General features: G+C 68.7%; 16 protein-coding genes. 11 read left to right on the forward strand and 5 right to left on the reverse strand.

The features are described 5' to 3' along the window. Positions 1–20: 20 nt before the first annotated feature. Together ACQBAT_RS06520 and ACQBAT_RS06525 are read right to left on the reverse strand one after the other, a co-directional pair. Positions 21–551, reverse strand: a complete 531-nt coding sequence (locus ACQBAT_RS06520) for a hypothetical protein (protein ID WP_420745956.1) — start codon at positions 549–551, stop codon at positions 21–23. A gap of 1 nt (position 552) precedes the next feature. Continuing rightward, a complete protein-coding gene (locus tag ACQBAT_RS06525; protein ID WP_420745955.1) occupies positions 553–945 on the reverse strand; it encodes a VOC family protein in 393 nt (130 codons plus the stop codon). A gap of 190 nt (positions 946–1,135) precedes the next feature. On the opposite strand from ACQBAT_RS06525, the gene ACQBAT_RS06530 reads away from it, so the two are divergent. Continuing rightward, on the forward strand, positions 1,136–2,491 hold the full coding sequence (locus tag ACQBAT_RS06530) for a DUF222 domain-containing protein (RefSeq protein ID WP_420745954.1): 1,356 nt from the start codon (positions 1,136–1,138) through the stop codon (positions 2,489–2,491). A gap of 58 nt (positions 2,492–2,549) precedes the next feature. On the opposite strand, the gene ACQBAT_RS06535 is transcribed toward ACQBAT_RS06530, so the two are convergent. Next, the gene (locus ACQBAT_RS06535; RefSeq protein ID WP_420745953.1) at positions 2,550–3,839 is read right to left on the reverse strand and encodes a Gfo/Idh/MocA family protein; all 1,290 of its coding nucleotides are present in this window, start codon (positions 3,837–3,839) and stop codon (positions 2,550–2,552) included. Between the two features lie 4 nt (positions 3,840–3,843). Continuing rightward, positions 3,844–5,754, reverse strand: coding sequence for a glycoside hydrolase family 35 protein (locus ACQBAT_RS06540; RefSeq protein ID WP_420745952.1), 1,911 nt, complete (start codon positions 5,752–5,754; stop codon positions 3,844–3,846). 160 nt (positions 5,755–5,914) lie between these two features. Between ACQBAT_RS06540 and ACQBAT_RS06545 the strand changes: the two genes are divergently transcribed. The 10 genes from ACQBAT_RS06545 (at position 5,915) to ACQBAT_RS06590 (ending at position 16,363) form a co-directional block, all read left to right on the forward strand. Then, positions 5,915–7,216, forward strand: coding sequence for an ABC transporter substrate-binding protein (locus tag ACQBAT_RS06545; protein ID WP_420745951.1), 1,302 nt, complete (start codon positions 5,915–5,917; stop codon positions 7,214–7,216). Further along, entirely contained in the window at positions 7,213–8,181 is a 969-nt protein-coding gene (locus tag ACQBAT_RS06550) for a carbohydrate ABC transporter permease (protein WP_420745950.1), read from the forward strand. The genes ACQBAT_RS06545 and ACQBAT_RS06550 overlap by 4 nt, the downstream gene beginning before the upstream one ends. Continuing rightward, a complete protein-coding gene (locus tag ACQBAT_RS06555) occupies positions 8,178–8,993 on the forward strand; it encodes a carbohydrate ABC transporter permease (RefSeq protein ID WP_420745949.1) in 816 nt (271 codons plus the stop codon). Before ACQBAT_RS06550 ends, ACQBAT_RS06555 begins: the two co-directional genes overlap by 4 nt. Positions 8,994–9,050: 57 nt before the next feature. Then, complete coding sequence (locus tag ACQBAT_RS06560; protein ID WP_420745948.1) at positions 9,051–9,854, forward strand: DeoR/GlpR family DNA-binding transcription regulator; 804 nt, start codon at positions 9,051–9,053, stop codon at positions 9,852–9,854. Positions 9,855–10,125: 271 nt separating this feature from the next. Continuing rightward, a complete protein-coding gene (locus ACQBAT_RS06565; protein WP_420745947.1) occupies positions 10,126–11,610 on the forward strand; it encodes an extracellular solute-binding protein in 1,485 nt (494 codons plus the stop codon). A gap of 80 nt (positions 11,611–11,690) precedes the next feature. Then, positions 11,691–12,641, forward strand: a complete 951-nt coding sequence (locus tag ACQBAT_RS06570; RefSeq protein WP_420745946.1) for a carbohydrate ABC transporter permease — start codon at positions 11,691–11,693, stop codon at positions 12,639–12,641. Further along, positions 12,638–13,495: a carbohydrate ABC transporter permease gene (locus ACQBAT_RS06575; RefSeq protein ID WP_420745945.1), complete on the forward strand. Its 858-nt coding sequence runs from the start codon at positions 12,638–12,640 to the stop codon at positions 13,493–13,495. The genes ACQBAT_RS06570 and ACQBAT_RS06575 overlap by 4 nt, the downstream gene beginning before the upstream one ends. Then, positions 13,492–14,544, forward strand: coding sequence for an ROK family protein (locus tag ACQBAT_RS06580; protein ID WP_420745944.1), 1,053 nt, complete (start codon positions 13,492–13,494; stop codon positions 14,542–14,544). The genes ACQBAT_RS06575 and ACQBAT_RS06580 overlap by 4 nt, the downstream gene beginning before the upstream one ends. Then, a complete protein-coding gene (locus tag ACQBAT_RS06585; protein ID WP_420745943.1) occupies positions 14,541–15,527 on the forward strand; it encodes a 1-phosphofructokinase family hexose kinase in 987 nt (328 codons plus the stop codon). The genes ACQBAT_RS06580 and ACQBAT_RS06585 overlap by 4 nt, the downstream gene beginning before the upstream one ends. Further along, positions 15,524–16,363 carry a class II fructose-bisphosphate aldolase gene (locus ACQBAT_RS06590; RefSeq protein ID WP_420745942.1) on the forward strand — a complete coding sequence of 280 codons (840 nt, stop codon included), beginning with the start codon at positions 15,524–15,526 and terminating at the stop codon, positions 16,361–16,363. The genes ACQBAT_RS06585 and ACQBAT_RS06590 overlap by 4 nt, the downstream gene beginning before the upstream one ends. Here ACQBAT_RS06590 and ACQBAT_RS06595 read toward each other — a convergent pair. Then, positions 16,356–17,252 carry an SIS domain-containing protein gene (locus ACQBAT_RS06595; RefSeq protein ID WP_420746200.1) on the reverse strand — a complete coding sequence of 299 codons (897 nt, stop codon included), beginning with the start codon at positions 17,250–17,252 and terminating at the stop codon, positions 16,356–16,358. The genes ACQBAT_RS06590 and ACQBAT_RS06595 overlap by 8 nt on opposite strands. Positions 17,253–17,318: the final 66 nt, after the last annotated feature.

Consider the following 17,318-nt stretch of genomic DNA (forward strand, 5'->3'; position numbering starts at 1 on the left):
CCGGGCGGACGGCGCGGCCGTCAGGCTTTCGCGGACTCCAGCAGCTCGATGAGGTGCGCCTTGGTCGACTCGACGTCGTCATGCGAGGCGAGCTTCTCGCGGGTCAGCGTGATCGGCGTCCCGGTCGGCTTCTCCGGCCCCGCGGCCGCGGCCAGGCGACCGCCGTCCGGGAGCTTCCACCGGACCACCGGCATGGAGGCGGCGAGATTGCTCGAGGAGGCTGCGCCATACAGGGACGTGATCGCTTCCCGGACGGCCGTGAGCGCGTCCAGGCGGGCGCCCGGGATGGTGCGGGTAGCGGACGTGGCGAAGGTGCCGTCACTCTGCATACCCGGGAGCCGTCCCTTGCAGGCCTGCTCGAAGTCGACGGTGATGCCTTGCGCCCACCAGCCCGGGACGTCGTGCTCGGTCACCAGCCAGCGGGCGGTAGCGGCGTGGCTCCAGCCCATCGCGCCGGCTTCGGTGAGCAGCGTGCGCCAGCCCTCGTGATCGCGACCGGTGGCCGAGCGGAGGGCGTCGGCGCCCATGTTCTGCTCGAGCCGGCGGACCACCTCAGGCGGCCTCGGGGTCCGGCTGGTGCAGGCCGAAGACGTTGTTCTCGGTGTCGTGGAAGTAGCCCTGCCAGGCCATCCCGGGTAGCGCCTGCTTGGGGAGCGCGACGGTGCCGCCGGCCTCCTCGATGGCGGCCGCGGTGGCATCGAAGTCGTCGGTGCCGAGGGTGATGACGGCGCCCGCGACCTGGCCGCCGACGTCGGGGTTGGCGCCGTGGCGCTGCATGATGGCGCCGTTGATGCCCAGCTCGCCGTCACCCGTCGTGGCGCCGAAGTAGGGCATTCCGGCGAAGTCGCTCCAGTCCTCGAAGGTCCACCCGAAGACGTCGCGGTAGAAGGCCACGGCACGGGGGACGTCCTCGGCGTGGATCTCGAAGTGGATGACGCGGGACATGGTGCTCCTCAGCTGTGCAGGCCGCCGGGATGGCGGCGTCAGGAGAAGAATGCCAGAGGTGCCCGTGGCTGGGTGGGGATCCGGTGAGGGAGCGATGGGTGGGCGGTGAGCTGGGGTGGCTTCGGCAGGCTGATCGGGGTGTTTGTGCAGGTCAGGGGGTTTGTCGGTGGCGTGTCGTACATTTGTCCGTATGAAGCAGCAGGGGTTTGGTGGTGAGGTTCTCCGGGTGGGCGCTGGCGCGGTCACCGGGGCGCCTGACCGTGCTGTGGTGGGGTTGCCGCCGGTCTCGCCGTCCTCGGTGGTGTTGTCCAGGGCGTTGCGGGAGTCGGGGCGGGAGGCGTTGTTGGCCGAGCGCGCTTCGACCGGGTCGGTGTTGTTGATGGATGCTGATGTGGTGCAGGCGCTGGACTCGGTGGCGGTCGCGGAGCGGGCCTTGGCGGCGGCGCGGGTGCGGTTGGCGTGCGAGGTCGCCGAGCGGGGTTTGCACTCGGTGAAGGGGTTCGGGCTGGTTGACTGGCTGAGGCTGCGGTGCCCGGATCTGGAGCCTGCTGGCGTGCGTGATCTGGCCAGGGTCGCGACGGCTTCGACCGAGGCGGTGCACGCCCCGGTGCTGGAGGGGGTGCTGGGTGAGGGGATGTCGGTGGCACGGGCCGCGCAGCTGCTGAGAGTGCTTGCTCGGGTGCGTGGGGGGCTGGGCCCGCAGGAGTACGCCGGGCTGGTCGAGGCGTTGGCGGGGGTGGGTGCGGACCCGGCGACCGATGAGAAGACGATCAAGGCGACCGTCGAAGAAGTCCTGCGGCGGTGCATCTCGGAGAAAGAGAAGGACGAGAAGAACAAGGCTCGTCGTGCGTTGCGGAATGTGCACGAGTCGTCGTTGGCGGATGGTTCGGTGAAGCGGTTGATCTGGACGTTTGGTGATGATGCGGATTATGAGGCGGTCCGGGCGATCCTGAACTCGCCGTTGGCTGCGCCGGCCTCGCGGGAAGAGGTCGAGGCGACCGGGCAGGAGGATCTGCGCACGGCGGGGCAGCGTCGTTATGACGCGTTGATGATGGTGATCGGGCGGGGGGTGGCGGGCAGCAAGGGGCAGCCGAGCACGCCGAAGGCGATGGTGATGGTCTCGATCGACTTCGAAGTGCTGAAGCGGATGCTGTCCGAGACCGGGGACGATGAGCCGGGGTGCGGGGCGACGTTGGATGGGGCGTCGGTGACGGCAGACTCGATCCGACGGCTGGCCTGTGATGCGGGGATCTTGCCGGTGGTGTTGGGTACGCAGGGTCAGATCCTGGACATGGGGGAGCAGAAGCGTTTGGCGACCTATGGTCAGCGGGTCGCGTTGGCGAAGCGGGATGGTGGCTGCTCGATCCCGGGGTGCACGATCCCAGCGACCTGGTGCGATGCCCATCACGTGATCTGGTGGTCCCGCGGCGGGCTCTCGGACCTGGACAACTACGCGCTGTTGTGCCCCAGGCATCACACCTGGGTCCATGACAACGAGCTCACCGCCACCGTCACCGCTCTCGGTGTCACCTGGCACCTGAAATGACCCCGCCCCAACCCGGCCCCACCAGGGCCGGGCCACAGGCATGCCCGAAAGTGAGAATCTAGCGGCGCTGCCCTCGATCGAAGTACGCCACGAGTTCTGGATCGAGCTCGGGCACCGCGAGCAGGCCGCCATCGCCGCGGATCGACTCTGCGCCTCGACAGGCCGCCGCGACCGCTTGCCGCGCCGCGATTGCCGAGACTTCCGTCGCGCCGCCCTCGCGCGCGAACCGGACGAACTCTGCGATCAACGCGGGGTCGGCGCCACCGTGGCCGCCCTCGCCGATCTCGATCGTCTCCACGCGACTGGGTTCGCGGGCACTGGAGTGCCGCGAGGTCCACACCGCGATCTGGTCGCCGCCGGCGTCACCGATGTTCTCCGCCCGGCCGGCGTCGCCGATGATCGTGTAGCTCCGCCAGTAGTCCGGTGTGAAGTGGCATTGCTGATAGCTCGCCAGCACACCACCCTCGAGCTGCAGGTTGAGCATCGAGATGTCCTCAACATCGATCACCGGGTTGAGTTCGCGCTGCGCGGTCGGTGGCCAGGTGTCCCGCGAGTGCCAGTCGAAGAGCAGCCTGTCGGAGTTGTCCCGTCGATCCGTCACGTCGCCGTAGACCGCCAGGTCACCAATGCCGGAGACAGCCTTCGTGTACCCGCCGGCGAGCCAGTGGATCACGTCCAGATCGTGGGCGCCCTTCTGCAGCAGCAGCGTGCCCACATTCCGCCGCTCCGCGTGCCAGTCCTTGAAGTAGTAGTCGCCGCCCTCCCCGACGAAGTGCCGGCACCAGATGGCCCGCACCCGCCCGATCTCGCCGCTCGCCACGATCGCGCGCAGCTGCCGCACGACGGGCATGTGTCGCATGTTGTGCCCGACATACAGTCGCGTCCCGGTCCGGTATGCCGTGTGCAACAGGGCATCTGCATCGTCCACCGAGGTCGTCAGCGGCTTCTCGCAGAAGGTCGCGAGGCCCTGGTCCAGCGCCCATGTCGCCAGGGCGGCGTGGGTCTGGTCGGGGGTGAGGATCATCACCGCGTCGAGCTCCCCGACGGGCAGTTCACTCACGTCACTGACCACGTGAAGGCCCGGTCCCAGCTCGCCGACCGCTTCGGTCCGGGCACGCTCGGAGCGGTCGCAGACAGCGGACACCACCGATCCCGCACCGGGTCGGTGAGCGAGCCGCGCGAGATTGCGGCGCAGGCCATAGCCGATGACGGCGATCCGCAGGTCGCCTCTGTCGACGACCTCCCGGGCGGCTTCGTCGCCGATGGCATCGCGGGCGGCTTCGTCGCCGATGGCATCCCCGGCTTCCTCGCCGCCGACCTCGCTCGCAGCCTCTCCGTGCTGACTCATCGCCTCAGCCTTCCGGCACGAACCGCTGGACGGGGCCCAGGTCGGGTCCCTCCGCGAGGTAGAGCATTCCCTCATCCTGGCCGGGATCGGTGCGGACCAGGGTCACGGTATGGCGCCCCGCACCGAGGAGCGGGCCCGGGCAGTAGAGCGTCTGCTGGGGGCCGATGTCCCAGTAGCGACCCAGCATCTCGTCGTCGACGTAGAGGAAGCCTCGACCTTGGTCGCGCGTCGAGATGAAGGCAGCACGGTGCTGGGTGTTGTCCGCGACGGTCAGCTCGTAGCGATCCACGACCAGGCCAGCCCGCTCCTCGCCCAGACTCTCGTCGTTGACTGAGGCGTTAACTGAGCCATCGTCGGACGTATCGAGGTACCCATCGAGGGACCTATCAATGGACCCGAGCACGTCCGCACCGATCACGTCCAGAGCGAGCGGGTAGGCCCTCCAGCCCATGACGTAGCGCGTGCCGAACCAGACACCCTTCGTGACGCCCTTGCTGTCCAGCAGCAGAGGGCCGAAGTTGATCCGACCTTGGGACTCCACGATGAGGTCCAGGGGGTACCGGCCCGCCGGCGCATCGATGGTCAACGCCTCCGGCTGGCCCTCATCCCGACCGACGATTCCGACCAAGGCACCATCAAGCAGGACGTGCGCTCGATCGTGAAGGCCGAAGATCTTCAGATCCACCGGACCTCCGGGGTGGTCGACCGCACTGCGCAGCAAGAGCATGCCCCTCTCCAGGCCGACCTCCTCGAAGGTGGGTGGCTGGGGGGAGGGGCGCTCCGGTATACGGGCACCTGCGACCCAGGCGACTGTCTCCTCGGAGAGTGCCTGCAACCGGTCTGGCGTGAGCACGAACGACCCGACCCGCTCAAGAGCGCGGGGCCCAAGCCGCGCGGGCTCGGCGACCAGGTCGTCGGGGAGCTCGGGCAGCTCCAGGTGGCGGCCGATCACCTCGCGGAAGGCGTAGAACTTCTCGGTGAGCGTCCCGTCCTCGGAGATCGGGGCGTCGTAGTCGTAACTCGTGACGGTCGGCTGCAGCACCTGGTCGTGGTTGCACCCGTTCCACAGCCCGAAGTTGGTCCCGCCGTGCGCCATGTAGAAGTTCACGTGCATGCCGCCCTCGAGCATGGTCGCGAGCTCGGCGGCGGCATCCTGCGGGTCGCGGACGTGGTGCGGCTCGCCCCAGTGGTCGAACCAGCCGTTCCAGAACTCCATGCACATCGCTGGCGTGTCCGGACGCAGCCTTCGGAACGACTCCAGGTGGGCCGCCGCCCGCGAGCCGAAGTTGATCGTGGGAGCTGCGCCGGCCACCGTCCCAGCCAGCAGCCACTGGTCCCCGGGGCCGTCGCTGGTGACCAGAGGCACGGTGATGCCGCTCTGCTTCAGCGCATCGCGGACGAACTCGAGGTAGGTCGGATCGTCGCCGTACGAGCCGTACTCGTTCTCCACCTGGACCATGACCACGCGTCCGCCGTGGTCGCGCTGGCGCTCGGCGATGATCGGGCAGACCGTGGTGAGCCAGCGCGCGACCGCGTCCAGGTACGGCTCGAAGCTCGACCTTAGCTGCGACCGCGGGGTGTCGGCCAGCAGCCAGCCCGGCAGGCCGCCGCCCTCCCACTCGGCGCAGATGTAGGGCCCGGGGCGCACGATGATGTCGAGATCTGCCTCGGCAGCCAGATCCAGGAAGCGACCCAGATCACGTCGGCCGCTGAAGTCGATGGTCCTGCGCTCAGGGGCGTGATAGTTCCACGGGACGTAGGTCTCGACCGTGTTGGCGCCCATAGCTCGCAGGCGGCGCAGGCGGTCCAGCCACAGGTCCGGATGAACCCGGAAGTAGTGGAGGGCGCCGGAGACGATCAGGTGCTGCTCGCCGTCCCTCGTCACGCGGTCGGAGTGGGAGCTGAACTGCACCATCGGGGCCCTCCTGGGCGGTTGTGGCGAAAGATCACGATTGCGTGAAGATGCGCGCTTCTAGTCAAAAAGATCAGAATCAACCTTGTCAAGCGGCGTCCTGGGGCCTATTGTCGCCAATCAGTCGAGCACCCAACGGCGGGGCCGGCCCGAGAGGAGAGCAATGAAGACTTCACTGAAGACAGCCCTGATGGGTGTCACGGCCGTGTCCGCGCTCGTGCTGTCCGCGTGCGGCGGTGGCACCGGTGCCGGCACCGCCGGCGGCGGCAGCACCGGCGACGCTGACGGCACTGGCAACGGCGAGGGCGGCGGCGACGGTGAGCCCACCACGATCCGGCTGGTGGCCGCGGAGTACTCCGCGAGCAACACCAAGGCCTTCTGGGACGACTTCGCCGAGACCTACAACGAGACCACTGGGCACACGTTGGAGGTGCAGGTCATCAGCTGGGACAACATCGACCAGCAGACCTCCACGATGATCCAGAACAACCAGGCTCCGGACATCCTCAACCTGAACGTCTACGCCGCGTATGCCGCCGACGACCTGCTCTACAACTCCGATGAGGTGCTCTCGGACGAGGTCAAGGACGACATCCTCGACACCTTCGTCGAGTACGGCACCTACGACGGCAACTTCTATGGCTTCCCGGACCTGTCCAGCGCCCGTGCGCTGTTCTACAACGCTGACCTCTTCGAGGAGGCCGGCATCGATGGAGCCCCCACCACCTGGGAGGAGCTCGAGGAGGCAGCCCGCGCCGTCACCGACCTGGGCGATGACAACGTCGGCTACGCCCTCCCGCTGGGCCCGGAGGAGGCGCAGGGTGAGTTCTCGATGTGGCTGTTCAACAACGGCGGCGCGTGGAAGGACGGCGACGACTGGGTGATCAACAGCCCGGAGAACGTCGAGACGATGGAGTTCCTGAAGAAGCTCACCGACGAGGGGTTGACCCAGAACAACCCGGCGCGCACCAACCGCGCCGACGCCTTCGATCTCTTCCGCTCCGGCAAGGCCGGCATGGTGGTCGGCTTCAGCCCGCTCGCCGGTCAACTCGACGACGAGGGCAATGTCAACTACGAGGTCGCGCCCTTCCCGTCCGGTGACGGCACGGACAGCAAGACGTTCGGTGTCACCGACTACCTGATGGCGTTCAAGAAGGACGGCAATCAGGAGGCGGTGAGGGCCTTCTACGACCTGTACTACCAGCCGGAGCAGGTCAACACCTTCATCGAGAACGAGGGCTTCCTGCCGGTGACCGAGTCGGGTCTGGAGTACTTCTCCGACAAGGAGGACCTGCAGGTTTACCTGGACACCCTGCCCAACGCCCGCCTGACCCCGACCGATGACCCCACCTGGGACCGGATCAAGCTGGCCGCCCAGCAGAACCTCGGTCTGGCACTCGGTGACCAGGGTCCGCAGGCGACCCTGGACAGCCTGCAGGAGACTGCGGAGTCGTCCAACCGATGACCCAACAGGTCGCGGCCGCGCCCGCATCCTCTCCCGAGGGTGCGGGCGCACCGCGCCGCCGTCGGCGCCGAGGGGGACGGCGCGGGCATCTTCACCCAGCGGTCGCGCTGCTGTGGCTCGCGCCCGCCCTCTCTCTCATCGTCGGGGTCGTGCTCTTCCCGGCCTACAAACTCTTCGAGGCCTCCCGGGGGGAGTTCTCGATCACCGGCCTGCGGCGTGGCGATGCGGGCTGGCGCAACTACGAGCAGGTCCTGTCCCACCCGATGTTCACCACGGTCCTGTGGAACACGGTGGTCTGGGTCGTCGCGGTGGTCGCGATCACCATCGTGATCTCACTGGCTCTCGCGCAGTTGCTCGTCAAGGACTTCCCGGGGCGGCGGATCGCCCGCTGGGCGTTGATCGTGCCGTGGGCCGCCTCGGTGATCATCACCAGCCAACTCTTCGTGCTGCTCTACGACTACAACTTCGGCATGCTCAACCACCTGCTGAAGTCGCTGGGACTGATCGACACCTCGATCGACTTCCTCGGCAGTGACGCCTGGATCATGCCCTCCATGGTGGCGGTGGGTGTCTTCGTCTCGCTGCCGTTCACGACGTTCGTCTTCATTGCGGGGCTGGCGGCGATCCCGGACGACATCCTGGAGGCGGCCACCGTCGACGGGGCCAGCGCCTGGCAGCGCTACCGCACGGTGATCCTGCCCCTGCTGCGCCCGGCGCTGATGATCGCGATCGTCCTGAACTCGATCTACGTCTTCAACAACTTCCCGATCATCTACACCCTCAACGACCGCAACCCCGGCTTCGGCAACGACACCTTGATCACCTTCATGTACAAACTGGCTTTCCAGAGCCAGGAACGGGATGTGGGGATGTCGGCCGCGACCGGCGTGATCAACGTGCTGCTGATCCTCGTGGTGGTGCTGATCTACCTGCGGATCGTGAACTGGCGGGAGGAGACGCGATGAGTCGCAGGTGGGCCCTGACGGTGCTCGGCGCGCTGGTCACACTCTTCTTCCTCGCGCCCTACAGCGTGATGCTGATGAGTTCCTTCCGCACGAGCATCGACGTGCGGACCACACCCCCGCGCTTCATCCCGCGCGAGTGGCAGTGGGACACCTACACGCGCGTCCTCACCGATGAGCGCTTCATCAACTGGCTGCAGACCTCGCTCGGCATCGCGATCGCCTCGACGATCCTGGTCATCATCGTGGCCATCCCTGCTGCCTACATCACCGCGCGCTTCCGGTTCATCGGCCGCACACCCTTCCTGCTCCTCGTCCTGGTGACCCAGATGTTCAGCCCGACCGCGCTCGTGGTCGGTCTCTACCGCCAGTTCTTCGAGCTCAACATGATCAACACCTACGCGGCGCTGATCGTCACCAATGCCGCCTTCAACCTGGCCTTTGCCGTGTGGATCCTGCACGGTTTCTTCTCCTCGATCCCCGCGGAGGTGGAAGAGGCTGCCGAGCTGGACGGCAGCTCTCGGCTGCAGACCCTGTGGCGGATCATGCTGCCGCTGACCCGTCCTGGTCTGGTGACGGCGACGATCTTCACCTTCATCGCGGCCTGGAACGAGTATGTCGTCGCCCTCACCCTGATGATCGATGACGCCAAGAAGCCGCTCACCGTCGGCATGCGGGCCTACATCACCGGCTACGAGCAACACTGGGACCAGCTCTTCGCCGCCTCCGTGATCGCGGTGGTGCCGGTCGTCATACTGTTCGCGACGATCGAGAAGCACCTGGTCGGCGGACTCACTGCCGGGAGCGTGAAGTAGCCAGGTGACCACGCGCGTGCAACCAGGCAGCGCGACCTAGCGAGCGAGGAGAGCACGATGGCGCGGGCAGGACGATTGGCCGAACTGCTGGAGCGAGTGGTCTCCGACGGCTCGGTCTCGGTCGAGGACGTCATGGAGACGTATGGCGTGTCCGCCTCGACCGCGCGGCGCGATCTCGACGTGCTGGCCGAGCAGCAGTTGGTGACGCGGACCCGGGGGGGCGCGATGGCCAACCGGGGGACCGGGGACGTCCCCATGCGCTACCGATCCGGGCGGCAGGAGGGGGAGAAGCAGGCGATCGCCCGCGCTGCGGTGGAGCGCCTCGAGGTCGGCACCGTCGTGGCCTTCAACGGTGGCACGACGACCACCACGGTCGCCTACGAGCTGGGGGTGGCCATGGCCGCGGCCTACCCGCACGAGGAGGACGTCATCACCGTGGTGACCAACGCGGTCAACATCGCCAACGACCTCGCGGTGCGCAATCAACTGCGAGTCGTGGTGACAGGGGGAGTCGCCCGTGCCCGCTCCTACGAGTTGGTCGGCCCGTTGGCTGAGGCGCTGCTGCCCCGGATCAGCATCGACACCCTCGTGCTGGGCGTGAACGCGATCGACCTCGACGGTGACGGTGGCTTGTTCACCCACCATGACGGCGAGGCGATGGTCAACGCCGCGCTGGTGCAGTCCGCCCGCCGCACCATCGTGGTCGCGGACAGCTCCAAGGTGGGCGGGCATGCCTTCGCCCGGATCTGCGGGCTGGGTGACGTCGAGGTCCTCATCACCGACACCGTCATCCAGGTGCCGGACGCCGAGCAGCTGACCGCCGCCGGCATCGAGGTGGTCACCGCCTCGTCGCTCGCCTGAGCTCACCGCCCGTCAGCTCGCCTGAGCTCACCGCCCCTCCGCTCGCCTGAGCTCACCGCCCCTCCGCTCGCCTGAGCCCACCGCCCTCCGCTCTCCTGCGCCCACCGCCTCGTCGCTCGCCTGAGCCCACCGCCCCTCCGCTCGCCGGAGGCCACCCTGGTGGCGCGATGTTTCCTGCCGCGAACCCCTAGCCGAATGCGCGTTAGTGCGTTAATCTGACTGCATCAGTCAGAATCCGTCGTCTGACTACCCTCAAGGAAGAGAGCCGACGATGCGAATGCGCCGCACCACCCAGACCACCTCCACGCCCGGGCGCCTCGCGCTCGCCGCCGCCCTGAGCTTGGCGCTCATCGGGACCTCGGCGTGCAGCAACGGTGCCGATGACCCCGCCGACAGCCCGGCGGACACAGCCCAGGAGCCGGCAGACGGTGGCGACACCGACGACCCTGCGGACACCGACGACCCTGCGGACACCGACGACGCAGCTGGCACAGATGACGCGGACGACACCGATGACGCGGGCGACACCGCAGCCGGCGGTGCGGGTGATGGGGACGCGGTCCAGATCGACTACCTGCACCGCCTGCCCGACGGCGAGGGCATGACCTCGGTCTCCGAGATCGTCCAGGAGTGGAACGACGCCAACCCCGGCATCCAGGTCACCGCCACCAAGTTCGACGGCGCCGCCGCGGAGATGATCCGCCGTCTGGAGACCGACGTGCGCGCCAACAACGCGCCGTGCCTGGCCCAGCTGGGTTACGCCGAGGTCCCCAACGCGTTCACCCGCGGTCTCGTCGAGGACGTCACGACCCAGGCCGAGCAGTACCGCAGCCACTACTCAGACGGCACCTTCGGGATGATGACCGTCGGCGAGGCTGTCGTCGGGCTTCCCCAGGACACCGGCCCCCTCGTCTACTACTACAACGAGGACCTCTTCAACGAGCTCGGCCTCGACGTCCCGACCAACGCCGAGGAGTTCGTCTCCACCGCCCAGGAGGCCGCCGAGCAGGGTCACTACATCGCCGCCTTCACCCCGGACGAGGCGACCTACTGGCTCTCCGGCCAGGCCGCCGCGGCCGGCGCCACCTGGTATGGCGTGGCGAACGACGCCTGGGAGGTCACCATCGAGGAGGGCCCGACCCAGGCGGTCGCCGACATGTGGCAGCAGCTGCTCGACGCCGACGCCGTGGTCACCCACAACCGTTGGGACGACACCTTCACCCAGTCGATGATCGACCAGGAGTTGATCGGTCACATCGGCGCCGCCTGGGAGGCCCCGCTGCTCTCGGACGGGATGGCCGGATCGGACAACGAGGGCCAGTGGCGCGTCACCCAGGTGCCTCAGCTCGGCGACAGCCCGATGAGCGGTCCCGACGGTGGGTCCGGCGTCGCGGTGATGAAGGGCTGCGAGCACCCGGACGAGGCGATGGAGTTCAACGACTGGTTCAACACCCAGGTCGACGGGCTCGTCAGCCAGGGTCTGGTCGTCGCCACCACTGAGGGCACGATGCAGACTCCCGACGCCGTCGCGGAGTTCTACGGCGGCCAGGACGTCTTCGCCGAGCTGTCCACCGCCAACGAGCAGATGAACCCCGACTTCCCCTACATGCCGACCTTCCCGGCGATCATGGACGCCATGACTCAGGCAGCCTCGGCTGCGGTCGACGGCTCCGGCACGGTCGCCGACATCTTCACGGCGGCGCAGCAGGAGTCGGTGCGTTCCCTGGACGAGGCCGGCCTCCCGGTCAACCAGTGATCAGCGACAGGGTCAACCAGTGATCAGCGACCCGGTCAACACAGTCGACACCATCGACACGGTCTAGGAGAAGCACGCAGGTGATCGCGCACGGACGGCGCCGGGAAGCGCTCTGGGGATGGTTCTTCCTGGCGCCGTTCGCCGTGCTCTTCTCCTTGACCTTCCTGGTCCCGATCGGCGCCTCGATCTGGGCCAGCATGTTCCGCCGGGTCAGCACCGGTGGCGGGCTCTACGGCGGGGGTGAGGTGGTCGATCGCTTCGTCGGCGTCGACAACTACGCCACCGCCCTGTCCAACGAGGCGCTCTGGCGGGGCCTGGGACGGGTCCTGCTCTTCGGGTCCTTCCAGATCCCGATCATGATCGGTGGCGCTCTGGTCCTGGCCCTCCTCCTCGACACCTACGTGCTGCGACGCGTGGCCCCCGTCCTGCGCTTGACCTACTTCTTGCCCTACGCCATACCGGGCGTGATCGCCGCCCTCGTCTGGACCTACCTCTACACCCCCGGGATGTCGCCCTTCACCCGTGGGCTGGCCTGGTTGAGCGGGGTGATCAACGACACCTTCGGCACCGATCTCGACCTGACGATCAACTTCTTCTCCTCCAACATCATCCTGGCCTCGATGGCCAACATGACGACGTGGACCTTCATGGGCTACAACATGCTGATCTTCCTGGCCGCGCTCCAGGCGATCCCGCACGACCTCTACGAGGCCGCCAGGATCGACGGCGCGGGGGAGTGGCGGATCGTCCGCTCGGTGAAGATCCCGATGCTCTCCAGCGCAGCGCTCCTCGCCGTCCTGCTCTCGATCATCGGCACCGTCCAGCTCTTCAACGAGCCCGTCGTGCTGCAGGCCGTCAACCCCTGGATGGGCAATGCCTATACGCCGATGATGATGGCCTACTACACGATGATGGGCGGCCTCTCGCCCTCCGGTGACGGCCCGGCCTCGGCGATCTCGGTGATCATGGCCGTCGTCGCCGGACTGCTCGCCGCGATCTACGCCTTCGCCCAGCGGAAGGTGCAGCGATGACCGGCACCACCGACCCGCCCCCCTCCCTGCGCGTCGGTCGCACCACCCAGATCCTGACCTGGACCGTCGCGCTCATCGCCCTGGCCTACTTCATGTTCCCGGTGATGTGGCTGATCATCTCCTCGACCAAGAGCAATGCCGATCTGCTGCGCACCCACCCGCTGGCGATCGGCGACAACCTGATCCAGAACTACCACTCGCTCCAGGCCTGGACCGGCTCGCTGTTCTGGCGCTGGGTGGGCAACTCGATCCTCTACTCCACGGTCGCCGGCGTCGTCGGGACGCTGGTCTCGGTGAGCGCGGGCTACGGGCTGGCCAAGTTCCGCTTCCCCGGCCGGGGGGTCGTCCAGCTGGTGGTGCTCTCCGGTCTGCTGCTGCCGATCGTGCTGCTCACCGTGCCGCTCTACCTGGTCTTCCTGCGACTGGGGATGGTGGACACCATCTGGGCGGTGATCATTCCCTCCTGCGTCAGCCCGTTCGGCGTCTTCCTCGGCCGGATCTACGCCGAAGGGGTGCCGGACGAGCTGCTGGAGGCGGCCCGGATCGACGGCGCGGGCGAACTGCGGATCTTCGGCGGCGTGGTCCTGCGTCAGCTCGCCCCGGCCATGGTGACGATCTTCCTGTTCATCTTCACGATGACGTGGAACAACTTCCTGCTCCCGCTGATGATGATCAGCTCGGCCGAGCTCAAGCCGGTCACGCTGGGCCTCTACGGGATGATGAGCTACTTCAACCCGCAGTACGGCGCCGTTCTCCAGGGAGCTCTCCTGGGCGTCGTCCCGTTGATCGTGCTCTTCCTGGCGCTGCAGCGGTTCTGGCGGTCCGGGCTCACGGCAGGAGCGGTCAAGGGATGACGCAGCAGGCGCTGGTCGGCGTGGACGTCGGGGGAACGCGGATCAAGGTGGTCGCGCTCGCGCGGGGTGCCGCGGACGGGACCGCCACGCAGGACCCGACTCCGCTCGCCGAAGCTGTGCTGCCCACCCCGCGGGACATTGGGTCGCGGATGGGGGAGGTGGTGCGCGAAGCAGTCGACGCCTTGCACGTGGAGGCGTCGGTCGCCGCGATCGGCGTGGTGGTCCCTGGCCTGGTCGAGGAACGCTCCGGCCTTGCCCGTTACTCCGCCAACCTGGGCTGGCGTGACCTGCCGGTCGTGGAGCACGTGCGGGCGGCGACCGGGGTGGAGGTCGGCTTTGGCCACGACGTGCGGGCCGGACTGCTCGGTGAGTCCCGGTATGGCGCAGCTCGCCTCCGCGACGACGTGCTCTTCGTGCCGCTCGGCACGGGTGTTGCCGGTGCCCTGCTCAGCGGCGGGCGCCTGGTGCTGGGCTCGGAGTGGACGGGGGAGATCGGCCACGTGGTGGTGGATCCAGCCGGTCCACCCTGCGGCTGTGGGGCGCGGGGCTGCCTGGAGGTGGTGGCCGGCGCAGCGGCGCTGGGACGGGCGTGGAGCGAGGTCACGGGCCAACGCGTGGGCGCCGACGATCTTGCCCATGCCGTGGCGCAGGGGGAGAAACGGGCGGTGGCGTTGTGGCAGCACGCCGTGCGGGTGCTCACCGATGTCGTTGCGCCGGTGCTGGCCGGCGCAGGCAGTCGACTGCTCCTGCTCGGCGGCGGACTGAGCAATGCCGGGAGCCTGCTGACCGAGCCGGTGACCGAGCGCCTCCGTCTGTTGATGCCAGGGCGCGAGATCGAGGTGGCGGTGGCCAGCCTCGGTGATCGCGCCGCCGCGCTGGGGGCGGTCGCGCTCGCCGCCGACGCGCTTGCCGCCGACGCGCTCGCTGCCGACGCCCTTGCTGCCGACGCGCTCGCCGCCGACGCGCTCGCCGCCGACGCGCTCGCTGACGACGCGCTCGCTGCCGACGCGCCCGCTCGCGACACAGTGGGCGCCGAGGAGCAGTCGTGATCGTCACGCTGACGCCGAACCCGGCCATCGACGTGACCTACCAGGGCTCCTCCCTGCGCCCTGGGCAGTCGCACCGGGTCGACGCCCCGCGTCGCCGTGCCGGTGGCAAGGGTGTCAACACCGCAGGGGTCCTCGCCCGGATGGGGGTCGATCACCTCTGCGCAGCGGTGATCGACACCGCGCTGCTCGAGTGGTGGGAGCGGGAGCTGACCGCGCGCCGCATCGAGCCCCTCACGGTGGCGGCATCGCCGCCCTACCGCACCCGCACCACCATCGCGCATGTCGATGAGGAGGGCGTCGCGACCCTGCTCAACGAGGCTGGCACACCCCCGCCACGGCAGGCCTGGCAGGACGTGGGCCACCGGGCCAGGCTCGCGCTCCAGGAGCCGGGCACCGGGCGACCAGTGCTCGCCATCAGCGGCAGCCTGGCAGCGGGCACCGACCTCGGGATGCTGCTCGGCCTGGTCGAGGACGCCCTCGCGGGCGGCGCAGCGGTGATCGTGGACGGCTCGGGGGACTGGCTGGGCGCTGTCCTCGAGCTTGGTCCCACCCTCGTTCGCCCCAACGCGGCCGAGGCTGCCGAGACCACCGGTGAACACGATCCGTATGCCGCCGCCCGCGTGCTCGTCGAGCGCGGGGCGAGTGCCGCGATGGTGAGCAGTGGGGAGGAAGGGGCGTATCTGCATACGGGATCGGGGACCTGGCGAGCACGCCCCGGGCGTGTGCTGCGCGGAAACCCGACCGGCGCCGGAGACGCAGCCACCGCCGCGATCGCTGCCCGGCTCGCGACCACCGACCTCGATCGCGAGCCCGACGCCTGGCCGGACCTGCTGCGGGAGGCGATCGCCTGGTCCGGCGCGTCCGTCCTCGCCGACCTGGCCGGAGATCTGGACGTCGACGCCGTCCCCGAGCTGGCCGGCGCGGCGGTCATCGAGCGACTCGACTCCCCGCCCCCCACCCCGACCGACCGGAGAGGCTCATGAGCCTGATCACCCTGACCGACGCCCTCGCCGACGCTGCCGCCCGCGAGGCTGGGCTCGCGGCCTTCAACGTCATCCAGCTGGAGCACGCCGAGGCGTATGCGGCGGCGGCCGAGGCGACCGGGCTGCCGGTCGTGATGCAGATCAGCGAGAACTGCGTGAAGTATCACGGGGCCTTGCGCCCGCTTGCGCTCGCGACCCTCGCGATCGCGGAGGCGTGCACCCAGCCGGTGGTGGTGCATCTTGACCACGCCGAGGATGTGGACCTGGTGCGGGAGGCGGTCGAGGTGGGGTTGACCTCGGTGATGTACGACGGCTCCACGCTGTCCGACGAGGCGAACCGGGCGCGGACGCGAGAGGTCGTCCAGCTGTGCCATGCCGCCGGGGTGAGTGTGGAAGCCGAGCTGGGTGAGGTCGGCGGCAAGGACGGCGTGCACGCGCCCGGGGTGCGGACCGATCCGGACGAGGCGGCGCAGTTCGTCGCGGACACCGGAGTGGATGCGCTCGCCGTCGCCGTGGGCAGCTCGCACGCGATGACCCAGCGGACCGCGGCGCTGGATGAGGACCTGATCGTCCGGCTCGCGTCCTCCGTGCCCGTGCCGCTGGTGCTGCACGGGTCCTCGGGGGTGCCGGACGAGGGGCTGGTGGGGGCGGTCCGAGCCGGTATGCGGAAGGTCAACATCGCGACCCACCTCAACCAGGTCTTCACCACTGCGGCGACGGACTACCTGTCCGAGAAGCCGACCGTGGACACACGAAAGTACGTGGGTGCGGGGCGGTCAGCCGTGGCTGCCGAGGCGGCGCGGCTGATGAGGTTGCTGGCTGAGCGCCTCAGGTGAGGATGATGCTGCGCGTGAGGTTGCGCGGCGCATCGGGGTCGACCCCGGCGAGGGTGGCGCGCAGCAGGCTGTAGCGGTGCACCCGGACCAGCTCGGCCATCGGGTCGGCGCCCGGGACGTGCTCGAGGTGGGCGCCCGTGGCGCGCACGTCGTCGGCCAGGCCCTCTGGAATCTCGCCCAGCACCCAGACCACGCGCCCCGGGGCGGCGATGCTGATCGGGCCGTGGCGGTATTCCATCGCCGGGTAGGACTCGGTCCAGAACTGGGCGGCCTCGCGCAGTTTCAGGGCTGCCTCGTGGGCCAGCCCGATCGAAAAGCCGGTGCCCAGGAAGGTGACCTGTTCGGCGTCCGCCAGGCCGGCGAGCAGCTCGGAGTCGGAGGCGTCGACATACCGCTGCGCCTGCGTGATCGCCGGCGTGAGGTCCTCATCGAGGGAGAGGCGCAGGGCTGCCAGGGCGCTGGTGGCGAAGCGGGTCTGCACGACACTCTGCTCGTCCGCCTCCGGCAGCAGCAGCGTGTCCTGGGCCTGGTCTGCGACGGGGGTGTCCGGCGTGGCGACGATGCTGACATGTCGGCGGCCGTCGGCCTTGAGGTCATCGAGCAGGCGCACCACCTCAGTGGTCGTGCCGGAGCGGGTGATGAGCACGACGCGGTCGTAGTTGCGTCCGAGCGGGAACTCGCTGGCCGTGAAGGCGTCGGTCTCACCGTGACCCAGCTGCTCTCGGCGAGCGGCGTAGGCCTGGGACATGAACCAGGAGGTGCCGCACCCCACAGCGGCCACCCGCTCGCCCCGCTGGGGGAGGAGCGATCGCACCTCGTCGACCCGGTTCGCGACCGCCTGCCAGATCTGCGGTTGCGAGGCCAGCTCGGCGGAGAGGAAGGTCGACATTGGCACCCCTAGTGAATGGTGATGATCGAACTACACCTTAAAGCGTCACTTAGCGTCATGTCTAGG

Source organism: Ornithinimicrobium pulveris, assembly GCF_050261105.1.
In the GTDB taxonomy this organism is placed as follows: domain Bacteria; phylum Actinomycetota; class Actinomycetes; order Actinomycetales; family Dermatophilaceae; genus Ornithinicoccus.